The 20,084-nt window shown below is 72.6% G+C and carries 20 protein-coding genes and 1 riboswitch; of the genes, 12 read left to right on the forward strand and 8 right to left on the reverse strand.

What is annotated here, in order from left to right; genetic code table 11:
• The first annotated feature begins 12 nt into the window (after window positions 1–12).
• The 4 genes from ACQP1S_RS15965 to ACQP1S_RS15980 all read left to right on the forward strand — a co-directional run bounded on the left by ACQP1S_RS15965 (window position 13) and on the right by ACQP1S_RS15980 (window position 2,772).
• Window positions 13–402 (forward strand): cupin domain-containing protein, encoded by a 390-nt coding sequence (locus ACQP1S_RS15965; protein WP_363671763.1) that lies wholly within the window; start codon window positions 13–15, stop codon window positions 400–402.
• Window positions 403–604: 202 nt separating this feature from the next.
• On the forward strand, window positions 605–1,027 hold the full coding sequence (locus ACQP1S_RS15970; protein WP_091240323.1) for an Hsp20/alpha crystallin family protein: 423 nt from the start codon (window positions 605–607) through the stop codon (window positions 1,025–1,027).
• Between the two features lie 107 nt (window positions 1,028–1,134).
• Window positions 1,135–2,133: a tyrosine-type recombinase/integrase gene (locus ACQP1S_RS15975; RefSeq protein WP_357775964.1), complete on the forward strand. Its 999-nt coding sequence runs from the start codon at window positions 1,135–1,137 to the stop codon at window positions 2,131–2,133.
• Between the two features lie 45 nt (window positions 2,134–2,178).
• Complete coding sequence (locus ACQP1S_RS15980; RefSeq protein ID WP_432907514.1) at window positions 2,179–2,772, forward strand: TetR/AcrR family transcriptional regulator; 594 nt, start codon at window positions 2,179–2,181, stop codon at window positions 2,770–2,772.
• 33 nt (window positions 2,773–2,805) lie between these two features.
• Here ACQP1S_RS15980 and ACQP1S_RS15985 read toward each other — a convergent pair whose 3' ends face one another.
• The gene (locus ACQP1S_RS15985) at window positions 2,806–4,512 is read right to left on the reverse strand and encodes an acyl-CoA dehydrogenase family protein (RefSeq protein WP_432907517.1); all 1,707 of its coding nucleotides are present in this window, start codon (window positions 4,510–4,512) and stop codon (window positions 2,806–2,808) included.
• Between the two features lie 109 nt (window positions 4,513–4,621).
• On the opposite strand from ACQP1S_RS15985, the gene ACQP1S_RS15990 reads away from it, so the two are divergent.
• Window positions 4,622–5,080, forward strand: a complete 459-nt coding sequence (locus ACQP1S_RS15990; protein WP_432907520.1) for an Rv0361 family membrane protein — start codon at window positions 4,622–4,624, stop codon at window positions 5,078–5,080.
• Window positions 5,081–5,113: 33 nt separating this feature from the next.
• Here ACQP1S_RS15990 and ACQP1S_RS15995 read toward each other — a convergent pair whose 3' ends face one another.
• From ACQP1S_RS15995 to ACQP1S_RS16010, 4 genes are all read right to left on the reverse strand, one after another.
• Window positions 5,114–5,830, reverse strand: coding sequence for a thymidine kinase (locus tag ACQP1S_RS15995; RefSeq protein WP_091240337.1), 717 nt, complete (start codon window positions 5,828–5,830; stop codon window positions 5,114–5,116).
• 45 nt (window positions 5,831–5,875) lie between these two features.
• Complete coding sequence (locus ACQP1S_RS16000) at window positions 5,876–7,267, reverse strand: MFS transporter (protein ID WP_091240340.1); 1,392 nt, start codon at window positions 7,265–7,267, stop codon at window positions 5,876–5,878.
• Between the two features lie 15 nt (window positions 7,268–7,282).
• On the reverse strand, window positions 7,283–8,050 hold the full coding sequence (locus tag ACQP1S_RS16005; protein ID WP_432907524.1) for a glycerophosphodiester phosphodiesterase: 768 nt from the start codon (window positions 8,048–8,050) through the stop codon (window positions 7,283–7,285).
• Between the two features lie 67 nt (window positions 8,051–8,117).
• Window positions 8,118–8,894, reverse strand: a complete 777-nt coding sequence (locus ACQP1S_RS16010) for a lysophospholipid acyltransferase family protein (RefSeq protein WP_432907527.1) — start codon at window positions 8,892–8,894, stop codon at window positions 8,118–8,120.
• A gap of 172 nt (window positions 8,895–9,066) precedes the next feature.
• Between ACQP1S_RS16010 and ACQP1S_RS16015 the strand changes: the two genes are divergently transcribed.
• The 3 genes from ACQP1S_RS16015 (at window position 9,067) to ACQP1S_RS16025 (ending at window position 12,817) form a co-directional block, all read left to right on the forward strand.
• Window positions 9,067–10,473 carry a cytochrome ubiquinol oxidase subunit I gene (locus tag ACQP1S_RS16015; protein ID WP_432907530.1) on the forward strand — a complete coding sequence of 469 codons (1,407 nt, stop codon included), beginning with the start codon at window positions 9,067–9,069 and terminating at the stop codon, window positions 10,471–10,473.
• A gap of 15 nt (window positions 10,474–10,488) precedes the next feature.
• Window positions 10,489–11,487 carry a cytochrome d ubiquinol oxidase subunit II gene (gene cydB / locus ACQP1S_RS16020; RefSeq protein WP_432907533.1) on the forward strand — a complete coding sequence of 333 codons (999 nt, stop codon included), beginning with the start codon at window positions 10,489–10,491 and terminating at the stop codon, window positions 11,485–11,487.
• Between the two features lie 124 nt (window positions 11,488–11,611).
• On the forward strand, window positions 11,612–12,817 hold the full coding sequence (locus ACQP1S_RS16025) for a GNAT family N-acetyltransferase (protein ID WP_432907536.1): 1,206 nt from the start codon (window positions 11,612–11,614) through the stop codon (window positions 12,815–12,817).
• 149 nt (window positions 12,818–12,966) lie between these two features.
• Here the strand turns inward: ACQP1S_RS16025 and ACQP1S_RS16030 are convergent, their stop codons facing one another.
• Window positions 12,967–13,671: a hypothetical protein gene (locus ACQP1S_RS16030; protein ID WP_091240360.1), complete on the reverse strand. Its 705-nt coding sequence runs from the start codon at window positions 13,669–13,671 to the stop codon at window positions 12,967–12,969.
• Window positions 13,672–13,738: 67 nt separating this feature from the next.
• A complete protein-coding gene (locus ACQP1S_RS16035) occupies window positions 13,739–14,200 on the reverse strand; it encodes a peroxiredoxin (RefSeq protein WP_432907540.1) in 462 nt (153 codons plus the stop codon).
• A gap of 157 nt (window positions 14,201–14,357) precedes the next feature.
• On the opposite strand from ACQP1S_RS16035, the gene ACQP1S_RS16040 reads away from it, so the two are divergent.
• Window positions 14,358–15,086, forward strand: a complete 729-nt coding sequence (locus ACQP1S_RS16040; RefSeq protein WP_363671739.1) for an SDR family NAD(P)-dependent oxidoreductase — start codon at window positions 14,358–14,360, stop codon at window positions 15,084–15,086.
• Here the strand turns inward: ACQP1S_RS16040 and ACQP1S_RS16045 are convergent.
• Complete coding sequence (locus ACQP1S_RS16045; RefSeq protein ID WP_432908076.1) at window positions 15,024–15,800, reverse strand: MerR family transcriptional regulator; 777 nt, start codon at window positions 15,798–15,800, stop codon at window positions 15,024–15,026. The two genes, ACQP1S_RS16040 and ACQP1S_RS16045, sit on opposite strands and share 63 nt — an antisense overlap.
• Before the next feature lie 82 nt (window positions 15,801–15,882).
• Here ACQP1S_RS16045 and ACQP1S_RS16050 point away from each other — a divergent pair, with 82 nt between their 5' ends.
• The 3 genes from ACQP1S_RS16050 to ACQP1S_RS16060 all read left to right on the forward strand — a co-directional run bounded on the left by ACQP1S_RS16050 (window position 15,883) and on the right by ACQP1S_RS16060 (window position 20,081).
• The gene (locus tag ACQP1S_RS16050; protein WP_432907543.1) at window positions 15,883–17,466 is read left to right on the forward strand and encodes a DUF6194 family protein; all 1,584 of its coding nucleotides are present in this window, start codon (window positions 15,883–15,885) and stop codon (window positions 17,464–17,466) included.
• Between the two features lie 546 nt (window positions 17,467–18,012).
• Window positions 18,013–19,017 carry a tyrosine-type recombinase/integrase gene (locus ACQP1S_RS16055; RefSeq protein WP_432907546.1) on the forward strand — a complete coding sequence of 335 codons (1,005 nt, stop codon included), beginning with the start codon at window positions 18,013–18,015 and terminating at the stop codon, window positions 19,015–19,017.
• A gap of 77 nt (window positions 19,018–19,094) precedes the next feature.
• Window positions 19,095–19,171, forward strand: a riboswitch (ZMP/ZTP riboswitch).
• 13 nt (window positions 19,172–19,184) lie between these two features.
• The gene (locus tag ACQP1S_RS16060) at window positions 19,185–20,081 is read left to right on the forward strand and encodes a bifunctional 5,10-methylenetetrahydrofolate dehydrogenase/5,10-methenyltetrahydrofolate cyclohydrolase (RefSeq protein ID WP_432907548.1); all 897 of its coding nucleotides are present in this window, start codon (window positions 19,185–19,187) and stop codon (window positions 20,079–20,081) included.
• The last annotated feature ends 3 nt before the right edge of the window (window positions 20,082–20,084 follow it).

Here is a 20,084-nt window from a genome sequence, read left to right on the forward strand (position 1 = left end):
CAGGATGGTGCGATGAGCGACGAGCCGATCGACCTGTTGACCGCGCTGGCCTCCTTCGACCAGTTGTGGAGTCCGCGCATCGTCACCCGGGTCAACGACTACGACGTGCGGGTGGCGAAGGTGGCCGGGGAGCACGTGTGGCATGCCCACGACCACACCGACGAGTTCTTCCTGGTGCTCGACGGTGAGCTGCGGATCGGGCTGCGTGACGGGGACGGCGAGCGGACGGTGGTGCTGCCCCGGGGCGCGGTGTACGTGGTGCCGCGCGGGATGGAGCACCGTCCGTCTGCTCCCGGTGGGGCGTCGATCCTGATGTTCGAGCCGTCGGGGACGTCCAGTGTGGGCGACCGGCACGACGAGGTGCCCGCACATGTGGACGCCACCACGGGTCACGCCCTCTGAGCCTGACGGCCCCACCCGCCGACCGGCCCCCATCCTCCGGCGGGGTGGGGCCGCTGCCGGCGCAGACGATCCCGCCGCAGGACGGGGCCGGTCGCGTCGGGTTGACGCGCGCGCCGCGACGCGGTAAATACTGAAGTACGAGTTGAGCCGACCTGACTCAACTCAAGGACCTTCGGCCCGAGGAAACCGAGGAGGCACGACCATGCTGATGCGTACCGACCCCTTCCGTGAGATCGACCGGCTCGCCGAGCAGCTCTTCGGCACCACCAGCCGTCCCGCGGTGATGCACCTGGACGCCTGGCGCGACGGCGACCACTTCCACGCCGCGTTCGACCTGCCCGGTGTGGACCCCGACAGCATCGACTGCACCGTGGAGCGCAACGTGCTGACCGTCCGCGCGCAGCGCCGCCGCCCCACCACCGACACCGTCGAACTGGTCGCCGCCGAGCGGCCGATGGGCACCTTCTCCCGGCAGCTGTTCCTCGGCGACACCCTGGACACCGACCGCCTGGAGGCCGCCTACGAGCACGGGGTGTTGACGCTGCGCATCCCGATCGCGGAGCGGGCCAAGCCGCGCCGGGTTCCCGTCACCGCCGGTAACGGGCGCAGGCAGCTCACCGCCTGAGGGCCGCCGGCCCGGTGCAGGCCCCGCCGGCCTGCACCGGGCCGGGCCCGTCGGGACACCGGCGCGCCTCACGGTTATTCCCCGCCGAGGCTGAGAGGCTTTTTCGCATGCTGCGCCCCGACGTCCCCGTCCTGCCCCGCGCCTCGGCCCGCCCGGCGCTCACCGGCACACCGGTCGACTTCACCGAGGCGTGGCTGCGTAACCGTCGGTTATCGGCGCACACCCGCGACGCGTACCGGCGCGACATCGCCGGCTGGCTCACCTGGTGCGCCGCCGGTGACCTGGACCCGCTGCGGGCCAACTTCCTCGACGTCAACGCCTACGCCCGGCAGTTGGAAGCCACCCCCGCGGCGCGCAGCGGCCGGCCGCTCACCCCGGCCACCGTCGCCCGCAAGCTCTCCGCCCTGTCCAGCTGGTACGAGTTCCTGGTCAAGCTGCGGGCGGTGGACGCCAACCCCGTCTCCGGCGCCGACCGTCCGCGCATCGACCGGGACCACTCGGCGACCGTCGGGCTCACCCCACAGGAGGTCGACGCCCTGCTGGCCGCCGCCGACACCGACACCGGTCCGACAGCCGCCCGTAACCGGGCCGCCGTCGCCCTGCTCGCCGACCTCGGCCTGCGGGTCGGCGAACTGGTCTCGCTCGACCTGGCCGATCTCGGGGCCGAGCGGGGACACCGCAGCGTCCGGTTCGTCGGCAAGGGCGGCAAGCCGCGCCGTCGCGCGCTCACCCCCGGCACCGCGTACGCGGTGGACGCCTACCTGGCCGACCGGGCGGCGACGGCGGGAGTCAGCGTCGACGCGTTGACCGGCCCGCTGCTGGCCACCGCCACCGGTGGCCGCCTCGACCGGCACTCGGTGTTCCGGCTGGTCCGCCGGTTGGCCGAAGCCGCCGGCATCGCGGCGGCGGCGAAGCTCTCCCCGCACTCGCTGCGGCACGCCTTCGCCACCACCGCCCGCGAGGAGGGGGTCCCGTTGGAGGACGTCCAGGACGCGATGGGGCACGCCGACCCGCGGACCACCCGCCGCTACGACCGGGACCGGCACAACCTCGACCGCGACCCGGCGTACGTCATCTGGGCGGCCCGGGCGCGGCGGCGCAGCTGAGAAAACCGATTGACGGAGTAAGCGCTCACTCCCGAGCCTGGTGTCATGACGGCACCCGGGGGACGTCGGCGTCGCGCGCCGGCCATGAACGCCGACCGACGCCGCGCCATGATCGTGCAGACGGCCCTACCGTTGCTGACCCGCCGGGGCACCGCCCTGACCACCGCCGAGGTGGCCCGGGCCGCCGGAATCGGCGAGGCGACGGTGTTCCGCGCCTTCGCCGACAAGCAGGCGCTGCTCGACGCCTGCGTGGCCGAGGTGCTGCGACCTGACGCGCTGCTCGACCGGTTGACCCGGATCGACCGGGAACAGGCCCTCACCGGCCGGCTCACCGAGGCCGCCACGGTGATCCACGCTCACCTGGCCCGACTGGGTGCGGTGCTGGGCGCCCTGCACGCCGCCGGCCGGTCCCGCCAGACCCCACCGCCGACCGGCGCGGCGGTGGGGGCGGTCCGGGCGGCGGTGGCCGCGCTGTTCACCCCCGACTCCGACCGGTTGCGGCTGCCGGCCGACCGGCTCGCCGACCTCTTCCTCGGCCTGCTGTCCCCACCCGGGCCGCTGGGCACCGCACCGCCGTCGACCACCGCACTGGTCGACCTGTTCCTGCACGGCGCGCTCACCCGCCCCGACGGCCACTGACCCCCGGCCGTCGGGGTCAGCGGGACCTTGTGGTCAGCAGAGCAGGTCGAGGTGGTGGTGGGCGTCGGCGGAAACGTCCTCGTGCCGCAGCCACCGCCGGGCCCACAACCGGGCGGCCACCTCGGCCTGCCCGTCACCCCACCCGGCGTGTTCGACCAGCAACGCCGTGGCCAGCGCGTACGCCATCCGCAGGGCGAGCCCCCGCGCGCCGGCCAGCACCGCCACCGCAGCCGGGTCGGCGGCGACCTCGTCGAGGGTGACCCGCAGCTCCCCGGCCACCGTGGCGAGGGTGTCGGCCAGTGCCGGGGTCAACGGCCGGGCCAGGTCCACCGCACCGGCCAACCGACGCAGCAGCGGTGCACCGGCGTCCTCCCGGGTGACCGCACGCAGCACGTCCAGGGCCAGCACGTTGGTGGTGCCCTCCCAGATCGGCAGCACCTGGGCGTCACGCAGCAGCCTCGGCACACCGGTGTCCTCGACGTAACCGGCCCCGCCGAACGCCTCCCCGTACTCGGCGGCGGCGGCCACCGCCAACCGGCCGGTGGCCAGTTTCGCCAACGGCGCCACCACCCGCAGTTCGGCGGCGGCCGCCGGGTCGGCGCCCACCTCCACCCGACCGAGCAACGCGAACGCGTGCCCGGCCAGGGCGAACGCCCCCGCCGCGTCGACCGCCAACGCGCCGAGGGTGGCCCGGTGCAGGGGGTTGTCCGCCAACGGCCCGCCCGCGACGTGCCGGCTGCGCGCGTACGCCCGGGCGTAGGCCAGGCCCCGACGCATCCCGGACGCCGCTGCCGACGCGTTGTGCACCCGGGTCACCACCACCAGGGTCATCGCCCGCACCAGTCCCGGCACCGTCGGGTCACCCAACGGCAGCGCGTACGCGTCGCGCAGCCCGATCTCGGCGGTCGGCAACGCCCGGGTGCCCAGCTTGTCCTTGAGCCGGCGCACCACCACCCCGGGGGCGGGGCCGTGCGGCGCGGCGGTCGCCCCGGCCAGCGGCGAGTCGACGGCGTACCGGGGCACCAGGAACGGGGCGAGGACCCGGCTGCCCCGGCCGGCGCCCTCCGGCCGGGCCAACGCCACCGCCATCGCCGCATCGGCGGCCGAGCAGAACCACTTCTCCCCGCTCAGCCGCCACGACCCGTCGGCGGCCGGCCGCCCGAGCGTGGTGGTGCGCGACAGGTCGGAGCCGCCCTGCGACTCGGTCATCCACTGCCCACTGACGATCGCCGTGTCCGGGTCGGTGGAGATCAGCCGGGGCAGCCAGGCGTCGCGTACCTGCGGGTCGACCTCCGGGGTGCTCAGCAGCGCGGCCGCGCCGTCGGCCATCGCCACCGGGCAGGAGAACGTGGCCGACTCCGGCCCGTACAGGTGCAGCAGGGCGTGCTGGACGACGCGGGCGGCGGCCCCCCACGTGCCGCGCGCCGACTCCAGGTAGGGCAGGGCGACCACGGCGTGCCGGGCGGCGGCGGCCCGCTGCGCCTGCCAACCGGCGCTGGTGTCGATCCGGTCGACGCGGGCACCCCACGGGTCGTAGCGGACCAGCGTCGGCGGGTGGGCCTCGGCGTCGGCGTGCGCGACGCGCAGCGGCCCGACGACGTCGGCGGCCAGCGCGGTCAGCCGCCCCTGCGCGGCGGCGTGTCCGGCCTCACCGAGCTGCCGGGTCAGCCAGGACCGCAACAACGGATCACCGGCGTACGGGTCGTCGATGTCCGGCACCGGCTGCACGTGGCGGCTCATCCGTCGCTCCTTCACCAGAGTGTCCGCCGACGGTAGACGATCGCACCGGCGGCGCGACAGGGGGCGAAACGGCTGCGCGGGGCGGCCCCGGCGCATACCGTCGCAGGTGATGGGCGTGGAACAGGCGTGGACCCGGCCGGCGCGGCGGCACCGCCCGGTGCGCACCGGGCTGTTCCTGGGCGGCCTCGCCGTCGGCCTGTGCCTGGTCGGGGTGGCCGGGTTGGGCCTGTGGAACGTGCAGGTCGTGGTGGGCGCCACCGGCCCGGTGCGGGAGAGCGCCGACGGGTTCTTCCGGGAACTGTCCGCCGGGCAGGTGGAGCAGGCCTACCGGCGGCTCTGCGCGCAGACCCGTGGCCGGTGGAGCGAGGTCGGCTTCGCCGGGTGGGTCCGCACCCCGCCGGTGGTCACCGGCTACGAGATCCTCGACGTGTCGGTGCGCACCAAGGGGGGCCGGCCGGCCGGTGAGGTGGCCGTGCGGGTCACCCGCGACGGCGGGGCCGCCGAAGAGCGTGGACTGCCGGTGGTGAAGGAGGACGGGAAGTGGCGGATCTGCGGCGACCCGTACTGACCGCGCGGCCGACTGGTCACGGGTCGTGGTGGCTCAGGCGCGCGGGCCGAGATCACCCGAGCGGTAGTGCCGCCGGCACAGCACCTGGTAGCGCACGTCGGCGGTGTCGACGGTGTCACCGATGACGACCTGGGCGCCCTCGCGGACCACCCGGCCGGCGACGACCCGGGCGTTGAGCAGCCCCTCCCGGCCGCACCAGCACAGCACCTCCACCTGGATGCGGGCCACCTCGTCGGCCAGTTCGAACAGCCGCCGGGCGGCGGGGAACAGGCAGGACCGGAAGTCGGTGGCCAGGCCGAAGGCGTACACGTCGACGTCGTAGCCGTCGACCAGTTCGGCCATCTGCTCGACGTGCGCCACGTCGTAGAACGACGCCTCGTCGCAGATCAGGTAGTCGATGCGGACCCCCTCGGCCCAGGTGTCGCGGACCAGGGCACGCAGGTCCAACGTGTCGGTCACCTCGACGGCCGAGTGGGCCAGCCCGATGCGGGTGGTCACCTGCGGGCCCAACGACCGGTCGATGCGGGTGGTGACCAGACCCCGCCGCCCCTGCCGGGCGTGGTTGTAGTTCATCTGCAACGCCATCGTCGACTTGCCGCAGTCCATCGGACCCCAGAAGAACTTCAACGCGGCGGCGTGCAACGGGCGGCCGTCGACACCCCGCGCGGCGGCGCAGCCGGTCCCCCCGTCGTCCGGGCCCGGGAGCGGGCGGGCCAGGCAGGTGGGGGTGGCAGCGGCGTCGTCGGTCACGTCGGGGCAGCCTAGCCCATCGGCACGGGTGGATCGGGCCGGTGGTCAGAGCACCCGGGGCGGGGTGTTGCCGGCGGCGAGGATGGCCCGGCGCATCGGCACGGCCGCCAACAACGCGAACCCGACCACGAAGAAGATCAGCAGTGAGACCAGACCCACCCGGTAGGAGGAGGTGAGCTGGAAGACCAACCCGAACGCCAGCGGGCCGAGCCAACTGGTGCCCTTGTCGCTGATCTCGTAGAACCCGTAGTACTCGCCCTCCTTGCCGGCGGGGATGAGCTGGCTGAACAGCGACCGGCTCAATGCCTGGCTGCCGCCGAGGACCAGGCCGATCGCCGCACCGAGGATCATGAACGGCAGCGGCGCCTCGGCGGGCAACCGGAACGCGCCGAGAATCACCCCCGTCCACAGCACCAACGACAGCAGCACCGTCTTCCACGCGCCGATGCGCCGGGCCAACGCGCCCAACCCCAGCGCCCCGCCGAAGGCGAGGAACTGCACCAGCAGGATCGTCACGATCAGGGTGCTCTGCCCCAGCCGCAACTCCTCGGTGCCGTACTGGCTGGCCAGGGTGATCACCGTCTGGATGCCGTCGTTGTAGACCAGGAACGCCAGCAGGAAGTACAGCGTCAACGGATACGCCTTGATCTCCCGCAGGGTCCGACCCAGTTGCCGGAACCCGTCGGTGACCACGTTGCGGCCGCCACCACGCACCGCCTCGACGGTGGGATGCTCCCGCAGCCACCGCAACGGCACCAGCGTGAACACCGCCCACCACACCCCGGCCGACACGATCGACCAGCGGGCCAGGTCCAGGGTGCGCTGCGGGTTGCCGTCCTCACTGAGCAGGGTGACGGCCACCAGGTTCAACGCCAGCAGCACACCACCGCCGAGGTAGCCGATGGCCCAGCCGCGACTGGACACGGCGTCGCGTTCGTCGGGGCCGGCGAGCTGCGGCAGGAACGAGTTGTACACCACCACCGCCGCCCCGAAGGCGATGTTGGCGACCAGGAAAAGCGCCCCACCGAGCAGGTACCGCTCGCCGGTGACCAACGCCATCGCGATGGTCGCCCCGGCCCCGGTGAACGCCGCGCCGGCCAACAGCCGCTTCTTGTGCATGGTCCGGTCGGCGATCGCCCCCACCACGGGCAGCACGAACACGGTCAGGAACACCGACAACGAGATCAGGTACGGGTAGTACGAGCCGGCGGCCACCCGGATGCCCAGCGGGTGCACGTACCCGTCGCAGCTGTCCGCGCCGAGTTCACAGCCCGCGGCCAACTCGGTGACGGTGGTGAGGAACGGGCCGAGGAAGACCGTGATGACGGTGGTCTGGAAGGCCGAGTTGGCCCAGTCGTACAGGTACCAGCCACGCCGTTCCCGGCGCAGGCCCGCCGGGGCGTCGACGACGGTGGGGGTGGTGACCGGGTCGGCCATCGCGGTCCTCGGGGCTCAGGCGGCCCAGAGGCCGCGGCTGCGGTAGACGTCGCGCAGCACGCCGACGTGATCGGTCATGATGCCATCCACACCACGATCAAGTAAGTCGTGCATCTGGGCAGGTTCGTCGATCGTCCAGACGTGCACCTGCAACCCCAACCGGTGGCAGTAGGACAGGAACCGGCGGTCGACCACCGGCACCCGCCCGTACCGGGGCGGCACCTGCGCGGCCACCACCGACGGCGGCAACCGCACCGGCCGGCCGTGCCGCGACGCCCACCACAGCCGGGCCACCCCCCGCATGCCCAGCCCGGTGGCCACCCGACCCCCGGTGGCCGCCCGCAACCGGGCCAGCCGGGCGTCGCTGAACGACGCCAGCAGCACCCGGTCGGCCGCGCCGACCCGGGTCACCGCCGCCACCGCCGGGGTGGCCCCACCGTCGGCCTTCACGTCGATGTTGAACCGGACCTGCGGCCAACCGGCCAGCACCTCGTCGAGCCGGGGTACGACCGCCGCGCCGCCGACCCGCACCGACGCCAGGTCGGCCCACCGCAGGTCGGCGAGGCGTCCCCGGTCCCCGGTGACCCGGTGCAGGGTGGCGTCGTGGAAGACCACGCACACCCCGTCGGCGGTGCCGTGCACGTCGGTCTCCACGTACCGGTAGCCCAGGTCGACGGCCCGGGTGAACGCGGCGACGGTGTTCTCGTCGCCGTCGGCGGCGCCACCGCGGTGGGCGAAGGCCAGCGGGGTGGGGGCGTCCAGGTAACCGGGACGGGTCAGCACGCAGCGCAGTATGCCCGCCCAACGTGACCGCCGGGTGGCCGACCGGCGATCTTTCGTGGGCGGCGGGTCAACTGGCGGTGGGGCGGTGGTGGGCCCGGCTGGTGTCGACGGGGCGGCCCGGGTCGACGTGCCGGGGCCGGTCGGGTTCGTCGGCGCGCAGCGGGGCCAGGGTGTCGGTGATGGCGTCGATGATCCGGTCGGTGCCGCGCCGCGCCGCGCCGGGCGCGGCGGGGGAGAGGTCCCGCAGGTCCAGTGGCGCACCGAAGCTGACCCGGATCACCGGGCGGCGCACCAGCGCCCGCCCCAGCCCGCGCAGCATGCCCCGGGGCGCCTGGTAGGGCAGCACCTCGTGCGACCCCCACTGGGCGACGGGCACCACCGGTGCGCCGCAGGCCATGGCGAGCCGGGCGGTGCCGGTCTTGCCGCGTTCGGGCCACATGTCGGGGTCGAGGCCGATCCGCCCTTCCGGGTAGACCAGCACCACGGAACCGGCGGTGACCGCGGCGGCGGCGTCGTCGAGCGCCTGGCGTACGCCGGTGGTGCCCCGGTCGACGCGCAGGTGCCCGGCGTGGCGCATCAGCGCACCGAGCCCGGGGGTCCGGAACAACCCGCCGGTGGCCATGAAGCGGGGCGCCATGCCCCGGGCCCGGCAGGCGGCGCCCAGCACGATGGGGTCGAAGGGGCTGATGTGGTTGGCGGCCAGGATCAGCGGTCCCCGGCGCAGGTGCGCGGGGATGTCCCCGCTGACCTCCAGCCGGGCCAGCGCGGCGACGACCAGCCGGGCGAACAGTTGGGCGGCACGCCAGAACAGTGGTGGCTGCCAGCCGGGGCGCGGGGTGTCCATCAGTCGCCGATGGTCGCACGGGCGTGGGGGAGGACCGGACCCGGGTCGGGCGGCCTGCGGTGATCAGGGTCATTGGTCCCGGGCCGGATCGGGACCCCCGGCCCTGCCACCCGCCCTACGACAGGCAGTAGTATTTACTACGTCTCGTAGTATTAACGGCAGGGGGATCTCGGTGGACGCGTTGGACGTCGCCCGCTGGCAGTTCGGTGTCACCACCGTCTACCACTTTCTCTTCGTACCACTCACCATCGGGCTGTCCGTCCTGGTCGCCATCCTCCAGACCCGATGGCACCGCACCGGCGACGAGAAGTACCTCAAACTCACCAAGTTCTACGGCAAACTCTTTCTGATCAACTTCGCCATGGGAGTGGTCACCGGCATCGTGCAGGAATTCCAGTTCGGCATGAACTGGTCCGACTACTCCCGCTTCGTCGGCGACATCTTCGGCGCACCCCTGGCCATCGAAGCCCTGGTCGCCTTCTTCCTCGAATCCACCTTCATCGGCCTGTGGATCTTCGGTTGGGACCGGCTACCCCCACGCCTGCACCTGGCCAGCATCTGGGCCGCCGCCATCGGCACCAACCTGTCCGCCTACTTCATCCTCGCCGCCAACTCGTTCATGCAGAACCCCGTCGGCTACCGCTTCAACCCCGACACCGGACGCGCCGAACTCACCGACTTCGTCGCCGTCCTCACCAACAAGGTCGCCCTGATCACCTTCCCGCACACCCTCGCCGGCGCCTTCCTCGTCGCCGGCTCCCTCGTCACCACCGTCGGCCTCTGGCACCTCATGCGCCACCGCACCAGCCCCGACACCGACGCCTACCGGTACGCCACCCGCTTCGGCGCCTGGGTCGTCCTGATCTCCTCCACCCTGGTCCTGCTCACCGGCGACATCCAAGGCAAGATCATGACCCAGGTGCAGCCGATGAAGATGGCCGCCGCCGAAGGCCTCTACACCACCGAGAGCCCCGCCTCGTTCTCCGTGCTCACCATCGGCAGCCTCGACGGCAGCCGCGAGGTCTTCGCCCTCAAGATCCCCTACCTGCTGTCCTACCTCGGCACCGGCGACCCCCACGGCACCGTCCACGGCATCAACGACCTCCAGGCCCAGTACGCCAGCCAGTACGGCCCCGGCAGCTACACCCCGATCATCCCGGTCACCTACTGGAGCTTCCGCTTCATGATCGGCTTCGGACTCGCCGCCGCCGCCATCGCCCTGCTCGTCCTCTGGACCCAACGCAAAGGCCGCACCCCCACCAACCGCTGGCTGCTACGCGCCGGCCTGATCATGCCCACCCTGCCGCTGCTCGCGAACTCCTTCGGCTGGATCTTCACCGAGATGGGCCGCCAACCCTGGATCGTCTTCGGCGAAATGCTCACCCGCGACGGCGTCTCCCGCAGCGTCTCCCGCACCGAGGTCCTCACCTCCTTCACCGCCTTCACCCTCATCTACGCCGTCCTCGCCGTCATCGAATTCAAACTCCTGCTGCGCTACGCCCGCGCCGGCGTACCCGACGTCACCCCCACCCCCGACGACACCGACGACGCCGAGCGCCCGCTCGCCTTCGCCTACTGATCCCCGGAGCCCCCCGTGGAACTGACCACCATCTGGTTTCTCCTCGTCGCCGTGCTCTTCACCGGCTACTTCATCCTCGAAGGCTTCGACTTCGGCGTCGGCATGCTGCTGCCCGTCCTCGGCCGCGACGACCGGCAACGCCGCGTCCTCATCAACACCATCGGCCCCGTCTGGGACGGCAACGAGGTCTGGCTCATCACCGCCGGCGGCGCCATGTTCGCCGCCTTCCCCGAGTGGTACGCCACCCTCTTCTCCGGCTTCTACCTGCCCCTACTACTCATCCTGCTCGCCCTCATCGCCCGCGGCGTCGCCTTCGAATACCGCCACAAGCGCCCCGAAGCCTCCTGGAAACGCCGCTGGGACCACGCCATCTTCTGGGGCTCCGCCATCCCCGCCCTACTCTGGGGCGTCGCCTTCGCCAACATCTTCCGCGGCGTACCCCTGGACGCCGACCACGAATACGTCGGCGGCCTGCTCGACCTGCTGCACCCCTACGCCCTGCTCGGCGGCCTGACCACCCTCGGCCTGTTCCTCACCCACGGCGCAGTGTTCCTCGCCCTCAAGACCACCGGTGACATCCGCCACCGCGCCGGCGCCCTCGCCGTCCGACTCGGCCTCGGCACCGCCGTCGTCGCCGTCGCCTTCCTCACCTGGACCCTCACCATCCGCTCCAGCCCGGCCGCCGTCGTGCTCGCCGCCGGCGCCGCCCTCGCCCTGCTCGGCGCCCTCGCCGCCGCCCGGGTACGCCGCGAAGGCTGGGCCTTCACCGGCACCGCCGTCGCCATCGCCCTCGCCGTGGCCACCCTGTTCGCCGCCCTGTTCCCCAACGTCATGCCCTCGACCCTGGACCCCGCCGGCACCCTCACCGCCACCAACGCCGCCTCCACCCCCTACACCCTCAAGATCATGACCTGGGTGGCGGTGATCTTCACCCCGATCGTCCTCGCCTACCAAGGTTGGACCTACTGGGTGTTCCGCAAGCGAATCGGGGTACAGAACATCCCGCAACACTGAAAGACGCGCGAGGGGCGCGGGGACGCGGGGACGCGGGGCCGGGGCGAGGGGGTCGCACCGGCCCCGCAACGCGTCCCCACACAAACCGATCGCCGCCCCACCCACCCACCGCTATCGTCGCCGCATGCGCCACACCCCCCACGTCCGGGAACTCACCGACGACGACGCCACCGCCGCCTGGCACCTCGGCCGCACCGCCTTCGGCTCCGACCCGCAACCACCACCACCGACCACCACCCCCACCCCCGGCACCACCCGCTACGGCGCGTTCGACCACACCGGCCGCCTCATCGGCAAAGCCGCCGACCTCCACCACGACCAGTGGTGGGACGGCCGCACCGTCGCCGCCGCCGACATCGCCAGCGTCGCCGTCACCCCCGAAGCCCGCGGCCGAGGCGTCGCCCGCGCCCTGCTCACCACCCTGCTGCGCGGCGCACACGACCGGGGCGCCGCCATCAGCGCGCTCTTCCCCACCGTCGCCGCCCCCTACCGGGCCTGCGGCTGGGAAACCGCCGGCACCCTACGCACCGTCGCCCTACCCACCGCCCTGCTCACCCGCCACCAACCCACCCCACACCTCACCGTCCGACCCGGCACCCCCGCCGACCTCACCGCCGTCGACGACCTGCACACCCACACCACCCGCCACCGCCGCGGCCTACTCGCCCGCAGCGGACCCCTGCACGAGCACCACCGCGCCCGCCACACCACCGACGCCACCCTGCCCTACGACGGCCTCACCCTCGTCGAACACCACGGCCACCTCGTCGGCTACGCCGGCTGGAACCGCCGCGACGGCTACGGCGACCACGGCACCCTCACCATCGAAGACCTCGCCGCCACCACCGCCGACGCCGCCCGCGAACTCGTCGGCATCCTCGCCAGCTGGCACAGCGTCGCCCCGACCCTGCGCCTGCCCCTGCTCCCCGGCGACCCCCTCACCCCCCACCTACCGGTGGAGAAGGCCCGCGAACACGAACAGGACACCTGGATGCACCGCCCCGTCGACGTCACCCGCGCCGTCCGCGACCGGGGCTGGCCGGCACACCTGCACGGCACCGCCACCTTCACCCTCGACGACCCCCTCGCCGACTGGAACACCGGCACCTGGCACCTGGAGATCACCAACGGCAGCGCCGACCTGCGCCGCACCACCACCCCCGCCGACCTACACCTCACCGTCCGCGGCTTCGCCCTGCTCTACACCGGCGCCGCCACCGCCCGCACCATCGCCCAGGCCGGCCTGCTGCACCACCCGACCGGCACCGACCCCGCCACCCTCGACCTGCTCGCCGCCGGCGGCCCGGCCCAACTCGGCGACTACTTCTGACCCACCCGGCGCCGCGAGCAGGAAACAACGACCCGGCCCGCCGCACCGACCGGCGTCACCGCCGCACCGCACCCCACCGCCGCGGTGACGCCCCGACCGCCACCCGAACACGGGAAACCAGCCGTCGGGCCGCCCACCACGAACCGACCTCAGCGCGCCTCGCGCAACTCCGCCAACCGCGCCTCGATCTCCGCCAACTCGGCCCGCAGCTTCTCCGCCTGCTGCTCCGCCTCCGACCGCTCCGCCGACAGGATCTGCTCCACCGCCTCCTGCACCCCCGGCACGTCCACCAGCGCCACCATCCGCAACGCCTCCGCCGGCTTCACCACGTACGGCTTCGCCAACGCCTTCGCGCCCTGCTGCGCCGCCACCGTCCACTCACCGTCGGCATACGCCAACGTCACCGTCAGCCCCGCCGGCCCCTTCGGCTTCACCACCTTCGCCGGCCGACGCGCCACAGGCTTCTCCACCACCGGCACCGGCTCCACCCTCGACTCCTCCCGACGCGGCACCGGCACCGGCACCCGAGGCGTGTCCAACACGAACTCCGGCTCCGGCTTCGATACCGACTCCACCTGCTCCACCACCGGCTCCGGCTTCGGCTCCGCCACCCGACGACCCGCACCCCGCGGCGCCACCGCCACATCAGCGGGGGAGAAGGGCAACTCGTCGCGGCCGAACCGCACCACCACGAACTCGTCGGACACCGCCGGATCGGTCAGCTCCACCACCTGACCCACCTGGCCGGCGATCTGCCCCGCCGACGCGGTGAACACCACCTTCGGTTTCCGCCCCGCCGTCAACGCCTCCCGGATGCCCCGCACCTCGTCATCGGACAAACCCTGGCCCACCATCACAGCCCTCTTTCGTACACGTGTGTCATTCCTGCCTTGATACCAGCCCACGGCGACAACCGGAAGATCAGCCCCCCAGAACCCGCAACGCCTCATCGGCGTGCTCGTTCATCCCCAACTCACTGTGCACCACCGCCAGCACCCGCCGATCCACCCCGATCACGAACGTCATCCGCCGGGTGCTCAACGGCCCCAACGGCAACCGCCGCCGCACCCCGAACGCCTGCGCCACCACACCCTCGACATCCGACAACAACGGATAGTCGAACCCGTGCAACCGGGAGAACTCCGCCTGCTTCGCCACCGGATCCCGACTGATCCCCACCCGCTGCGCCCCCACCGCCGCGAACTCCGCCGCCAGATCCCGGAAGTGACAGCTCTCCGCCGTACACCCACGGGTCATCGCCGCCGGATAGAAGAACAACACCACCGGCCCCGACGCCAACAACTCCGACAACCGCCGCGGCGTACCCGCCTGATCCGGCAGGACGAAATCCTCCACCAGATCACCGACACTCACACCCACCACACACCTCCACCGATCCGTCCGAAACGCGGTGAGCGTAAGCGATCACCCCGCACACCACCGCGTCACCGCGCCACGTGACCGCCCACACCCCGCGCACCCCACCGGCCGGGCGGTACCGTCACACCACCGCACCACAGGCCGACAGGGGAGCAGGGCATTGACTCCGGTCACCGTCATCACCGGCGGCAGCCGCGGCATCGGCGCCGCCACCGCCCGACGACTCGCCGCCGAGGGCCACCACCTCGCCATCGGCTACCGCCGCGACCACGCCGCCGCCGCCACCGTCGTCGCCGACATCCACCGCCTCGGCCGCCGCGCCATCGCCGTACCCGCCGACACCACCGACCCAAACCACATCGACCGCCTCTTCACCGCCGCCGCCGACCTCGGCCCCCTCACCGCCCTGGTCAACAACGCCGGCGTCACCAGCCCCATCGGCCCCTTCACCGACCTGCGCCCCGACGACCTACGCCGGGTCGTCGACGTCAACCTCATCGGCTACGTCCTCTGCGCCCAACAGGCCGCCCGCCGACTCACCCACGGCGGCGTCATCGTCAACATCTCCTCCGCCGCCGCCACCCTCGGCAGCCCGGGGGAGTACATCCACTACGCCGCCGTCAAAGCCGCCACCGACACCCTCACCATCGGCCTGGCCAAGGAACTCGCCCCCCGCGGCATCCGGGTCAACGCCGTCGCCCCCGGCATCATCCGCACCGACATCCACGCCGACTCCGGAGTGCCCGACCGCCCGGACACCGCCGCCGGCCGCATCCCACTCGGCCGCGCCGGTGAACCCGACGAGGTCGCCGGGGCCGTCGCCTGGCTACTCGGCCCCGACGCCACCTACACCACCGGCACCGTGCTGCGCGTCGCCGGCGGCCTGTAGACCGGCGGACGCGGGACCGGTAGTCCGGTCGAGAAACGACAGGTAGTCCGCGAGCCGGGCGGCACCGGTCAGCATCGCCCGCCCCCGGGCCGTGATCCGCCCCCGCCACTGGTCGATCGAGGCCGCCAGCGGGCCGGGCCCACCCGCGGCGTGCACCTGCCCGATCACGGCAGCGATGCGATCCAGCGGGTAACCGCCGCGACGAAGCAGATGAGCGAGTTCGGCATCACGCACGTCATCGGGGGAGTAGGACCGCGCGGTCCCCGACCGGGCCGGAGCCAGGACGCCCGCACGCTCCCACTTGCGCAGCGTGGCCGGGGTGACACCGAGCCGGCGGGCAACGACACCGACCGGGACGGGCCCGCCCGGACCCGGAGCGGCAGGCACACCGGCGGCAAGCACGACAGCCGTCGAGGCGACCCCGTCCAGGATCTCCCGGTCACGTTGAAGCTGCACATGGGCGGTGTCGAGCACGGCCAGGGCCGTCGGAAGATCGCCGCGGAGCACCGACCGCATGACCTCACCGGCCCTGCGGTAGCCGTACCCCGGAACAAGCGCGACGTAGGCATCCAACGCGCCCGCATGGTCGTCGGTGTAGACCCGGTAACCACTCTCCGTCCGCGCGGCGGGCGGGATCACCCCGGCCTGCTCGTAGTTGCGAACCGCCTGCGCAGACAGCCCGTGCGCCCGCGCCAGATCCACCGGCCGGTACACCGCCTTTTTAAACTTCAACCGGTTCCCCCAGGTCGGTCCGGGAAAAAGTCTCCACCGCTGGTTCAACGATACGGTTGAAGTCATGGCTTTCGACACCGAGCTGCAGTCCCTGATCACCGCCCGCCGGCCGCACCTACTCGCGATCGGTGAGCCCTACCACGGCGAGCCGGCATTCCCGCACCTGCGAAACCGGATTCTCGAAACACTCGCCGAGCACGGTTTCCGGTCGATCGCCATCGAGTCGGACCGGGCCGCCGGCCTCGCCGTCGACGACTACGTACAGGGCCGGCGCGACGACGTGGACCTGACCACCGGCATCAGCCACGGCTGGGGCGCCCACCCCGCCAGCCGCGAACTGGTCGACTGGCTGCGCGCCCACAACGACATGCGGCCGGCCGGCGAGCGCATCGCCTTCCACGGCTTCGACGCTCCCACCGAGATCACCGGCGCGCCCAGCCCCGGGCCACTTCTCCGCGAGCTGCGCGACTACCTCGGGGTGCCAGCGCCAGACCTGGACCGCATGCTCGGCGACGAGGGACGCTGGACCGCGCAGGAGATCATGTTCGACGCGACGCGATCTCCCGGCCGGTCACCGGAGGCAACCGCGCTGCGCGGTCTCGCCGAGGATCTCCGAGCCCAGCTGTACGCCGACGCGCCCCAGCTGATCAGGGACACCTCCACGGCGCTCTGGAACCGCGCCAGGGTGCTCGCCAGCACGGTCATCGGCCTGCTCACCTACCATGCGGCGATGGCCGAACCGGGCACCCCGTCGCAGCGGGTCGGCCGGCTGCTCGCGGTGCGCGACGCCCTGATGGCGCAGAACCTGCTCGACATCCACGCGCACGAACGGGACCGTGGGCCGACCCTGGTTTCGGCGAACAACGCCCACCTGCAACGGCACCCGAGCCGGTGGGCCACCCACTGGGACGGCATCGACCTGGCAACACAGTGGAACGGGGCCGGCTCGATCGTGTCGCCGCTGCTCGGGGACAGGTACGTGTACGTGGCCGGCAGCCTCGGGGCGAGCGGCCCGGTCGGCCTCGGGCAGCCGGAGCCCGGAACCTACGAGGAACGGCTCGGCCCAGAGACCGGGATCTTCCCACCGCCGGCCGGTAGCGATCTGCGCGCACGTGTGGTGGACCTGCTCGGGCACTTCCCGCTGGACGCGGGCACGATCGAGACCTGCGACGCGATCCTGCACATCGGCTCCGCGCCGGGGGCGGCCGACGCGGCCCGGATCGTCGGCCTTCCCGGGGTGACCGAGACCCGGATCCCGCCGGGCTCCGAGATGCCGCCCTACACCTGGGGCGACCGGTTCTTCTTCGCCGGCGAGGACCGAACGCGGCCGTTCGCCACGATCGTCCTGCACGACGTCCCGACCTTCGACGAGCGGTCGGGCCTGTCCGAGCCCGGACGGTACCGGCTCAACATCGAGGTGGGGCGTGCCGAGTTCCGGAACCTGTTCGGCTACGGCCCGGAGGAGTTCGCCGCACGCAGCGGCGGGGTCGACTTCGCGGAACCGGACCGCTTGATGCCACATCCGATGTACGCCGTGCAGGGCTGGGCGAGTGTGGTCAACCCGGGCCCGGCCACCGCCGACGAGGTGGCGCGGCTGGTGGCGCAGGCACGTTCCCGCAGCGCGGAGCGTGCGCGACGCAGGAGCTGACCGCAGGTCCAGCGACGGACGCGACGCGCGGCCGGGCGTGGCCACGGCGCATCCGTCCGCACCTCGGCCACCTCCAGGACATGGATTCGATAATGTACATTATGTAAAGTGGAACGCGCGGGGGCCTCCTCCGGGCAGCGGGCGCTTCAGCGCGCCACGCACCGTCGAGGGCGGCCCGACGCCGGGAACCGCGCCGCCCTCGCCCCGAGGTGACGCCAGCCGTCAGGATCAACCAGGCGCGGCTCGGGTACGGCGGCGGCGATCCAGCGCCAGGACCTCCGGCAGGATCCGGGCGAAGACGGTGCCCGCACCGACCCTCGGGCGGCAGGTCGATCATGGCAGCCGACACCGGATGTCGTTCCGGGCACCGCTGGCGGACAGGATGATCAGGCAGGTGGGTGCCGCCGGGCAGGCGTGTCGCTCCCGCCACGCCTGCCCGGGGCCGCGCATGCGGGAGCATTCGGCGGTGGGGCGCCGACGCACATCGTGTGTGCCACTCCCCTTCCCCGGTGGCCAGGAACCCGAGAAAGCTGCATAATATCCCTTATGCATGACAAACAGGACGAATCGGTTGGACGGCTCATCGAGGAGTTCCTGACGGCACGGGCCACCCGCAAGCCCTCCCCGCACACCCAGGAGGCCTACCGGCGGGACCTGCGCGCCGTCGCGACACTGGCCGGTGCGGAACACACCCCTCCCCTGCCCCCGGACGCCCTGATGATCTCCACCCTCTCCCCCAGGGTGATGCGGGCGGCGTTCGCCCGGTTCGCCACTCCCCGGGCGGCCTCGTCGGTGCACCGGGCCTGGTCGAGCTGGAACGGGTTCTTCTCGTTCCTGGTGGCCGAACAGGTGGTGGCGGGAAATCCGATGCCGGCGGTGGGGCGACCCCGTACCCCGCTCCCCCGGCCCAAGCCGTTGCGGGGTGAGGACACCCCGGAGGTGCTGCTGGCGTCGGTGTCGCGGGAGGACGCGCGGCAGCGCGATCCGTGGCCGGAGCGGGACGTCGCGGTGTTGGCGTTGGCGTTGTGCGCGGGGCTGCGCCTGGCGGAGCTGTTGGCGTTGCGGGTGTCGTCGGTGTCGGGGCGGGCGGGTGAGCGGCGGGTGGCGGTGGACGGCAAGGGCGGCCGGCCGAGGGTGGTGCCGGTGGAGCCGGAGTTGGACGAGGTGGTGTCGGCCTACCTGGACAGCCGGCGGCGGCGGTTCGGGGCGCGCAGCGTGCGGCCGGACGACGTGTTGTTGGTGGATCGGCGGGGTGAACCGCTGCGTCGGGGTGGGTTGCAGTATCTGGTGGATTCCTGTTACCGGCGGGCGGGGATCACCGATCGGGTGCCGGCGGGGGCCCGGTTGCACGCGTTGCGGCACACGTTCGCCACCCGGTTGGCCGAGGACGGGGCGGGAGCGGCGGAGATCATGCGGTTGCTCGGGCATGCGTCGTTGGCGTCGTCGCAGACGTACATCGAGGTGACGGCGGGTCAGCAGCGGGCGGCGGTGCGGTCGAACCGGACGAACCGGGTGTTGGTGGGGTTGATGTCGGGTGGTGGGCGCGACTGAGGGGGTGGCGTCACCGGTGCGCGCCGCACGGGCGGACGGTGTCGGCCGGGTGGGTGCGGTTGTGGCATGGTGGGGGGTGGATGCGACTGGCGGCACGGGGATGGGTCCACCATCGGGGAGCTCGTCGCGGGGGTCGACCGCCTGGGCCTCCGTGGTCGAGGTGAGCCATGTCTGTGTCTTTCTCTTCCTCCCCTGTGGCCGGTTCGGCGCGGTTGCTGCCGGGTGGGCCGGTGGCGGATCGGATTCTCGCCGAGGTCGCCGAGGGGGTGGCGGCGTTGCGGGCGGCCGGGGTGGTGCCGACGTTGGCGACGGTGCTGGTGGGTGACGACGACGCGAGTGCCGGGTACATCCGGATAAAGCAGCGGCAGGCCGCGGAGTTGGGTTTCGCGTCGCCGCATGTGCGGTTGCCGGCGTCGGCGACGCAGGCGGATCTGCACCGGGTGTTGGCGGATTTCAACGACGACGCCGGGGTGCACGCGGTGTTGGTGCAGCATCCGGTTCCGGGGCACCTGGACTATGACCGGGCGTTGCAGGTGTTGGATCCGGATTCCGACGTGGACGGGATGCATCCGGTGAACATGGGCCGGTTGGCGTTGGGGTTGCCGGGGCCGTTGCCGTGTACGCCGGCGGGGATCGAGGCGTTGTTGGCGTTCCACGGGGTGCCGGTGGCGGGTCGGGAGGTGGTGGTGCTGGGTCGGGGTGCGACGTTGGGTCGTCCGTTGGCGATGTTGTTGGCGCAGAAGCGGCCGACGGCGAATGCGGCGGTGACGGTGGTGCACACGGGGGTGGCGGACTGGCCCCGGTATACCCGGCGGGCGGAGATTCTGGTGGCGGCGGTGGGGGTGCCGGGGATCGTGCGGCCGGAGCATGTGCGGCCGGGTGCGGTGGTGGTCGGTGGTGGGGTGCGTTACGCGGGTCGGCGGTTGTTGCCGGACGTGGACGAGTCGTGTGCGCGGGTGGCGGGGGCGATCACGCCGCGGGTGGGTGGGGTGGGTCCGACGACGGTGGCGATGTTGTTCCGTAACGCGTGGTGGGCGGCGCGGCGGGCTGCGGGGCGGGGGTGACCG

Origin of the sequence: Micromonospora matsumotoense, assembly GCF_050951065.1 — a bacterium.
GTDB lineage: Bacteria > Actinomycetota > Actinomycetes > Mycobacteriales > Micromonosporaceae > Micromonospora > Micromonospora matsumotoensis.

Coding starts and splice junctions, on each gene's coding strand:
- ACQP1S_RS16055 (WP_432907546.1), top strand. CDS start 18,013: ATGCATGACAAACAGGACGAATCGGTTGGACGGCTCATCGAGGAGTTC.
- ACQP1S_RS16030 (WP_091240360.1), bottom strand. CDS start 13,671: ATGGTGGGCCAGGGTTTGTCCGATGACGAGGTGCGGGGCATCCGGGAG.
- ACQP1S_RS15990 (WP_432907520.1), top strand. CDS start 4,622: ATGGGCGTGGAACAGGCGTGGACCCGGCCGGCGCGGCGGCACCGCCCG.
- ACQP1S_RS16010 (WP_432907527.1), bottom strand. CDS start 8,894: ATGGACACCCCGCGCCCCGGCTGGCAGCCACCACTGTTCTGGCGTGCC.
- ACQP1S_RS16000 (WP_091240340.1), bottom strand. CDS start 7,267: ATGGCCGACCCGGTCACCACCCCCACCGTCGTCGACGCCCCGGCGGGC.
- ACQP1S_RS16060 (WP_432907548.1), top strand. CDS start 19,185: ATGTCTGTGTCTTTCTCTTCCTCCCCTGTGGCCGGTTCGGCGCGGTTG.
- ACQP1S_RS16050 (WP_432907543.1), top strand. CDS start 15,883: ATGGCTTTCGACACCGAGCTGCAGTCCCTGATCACCGCCCGCCGGCCG.
- ACQP1S_RS15970 (WP_091240323.1), top strand. CDS start 605: ATGCTGATGCGTACCGACCCCTTCCGTGAGATCGACCGGCTCGCCGAG.
- ACQP1S_RS15985 (WP_432907517.1), bottom strand. CDS start 4,512: ATGAGCCGCCACGTGCAGCCGGTGCCGGACATCGACGACCCGTACGCC.
- ACQP1S_RS15965 (WP_363671763.1), top strand. CDS start 13: ATGAGCGACGAGCCGATCGACCTGTTGACCGCGCTGGCCTCCTTCGAC.
- ACQP1S_RS15980 (WP_432907514.1), top strand. CDS start 2,179: ATGACGGCACCCGGGGGACGTCGGCGTCGCGCGCCGGCCATGAACGCC.
- ACQP1S_RS16025 (WP_432907536.1), top strand. CDS start 11,612: ATGCGCCACACCCCCCACGTCCGGGAACTCACCGACGACGACGCCACC.
- ACQP1S_RS15975 (WP_357775964.1), top strand. CDS start 1,135: ATGCTGCGCCCCGACGTCCCCGTCCTGCCCCGCGCCTCGGCCCGCCCG.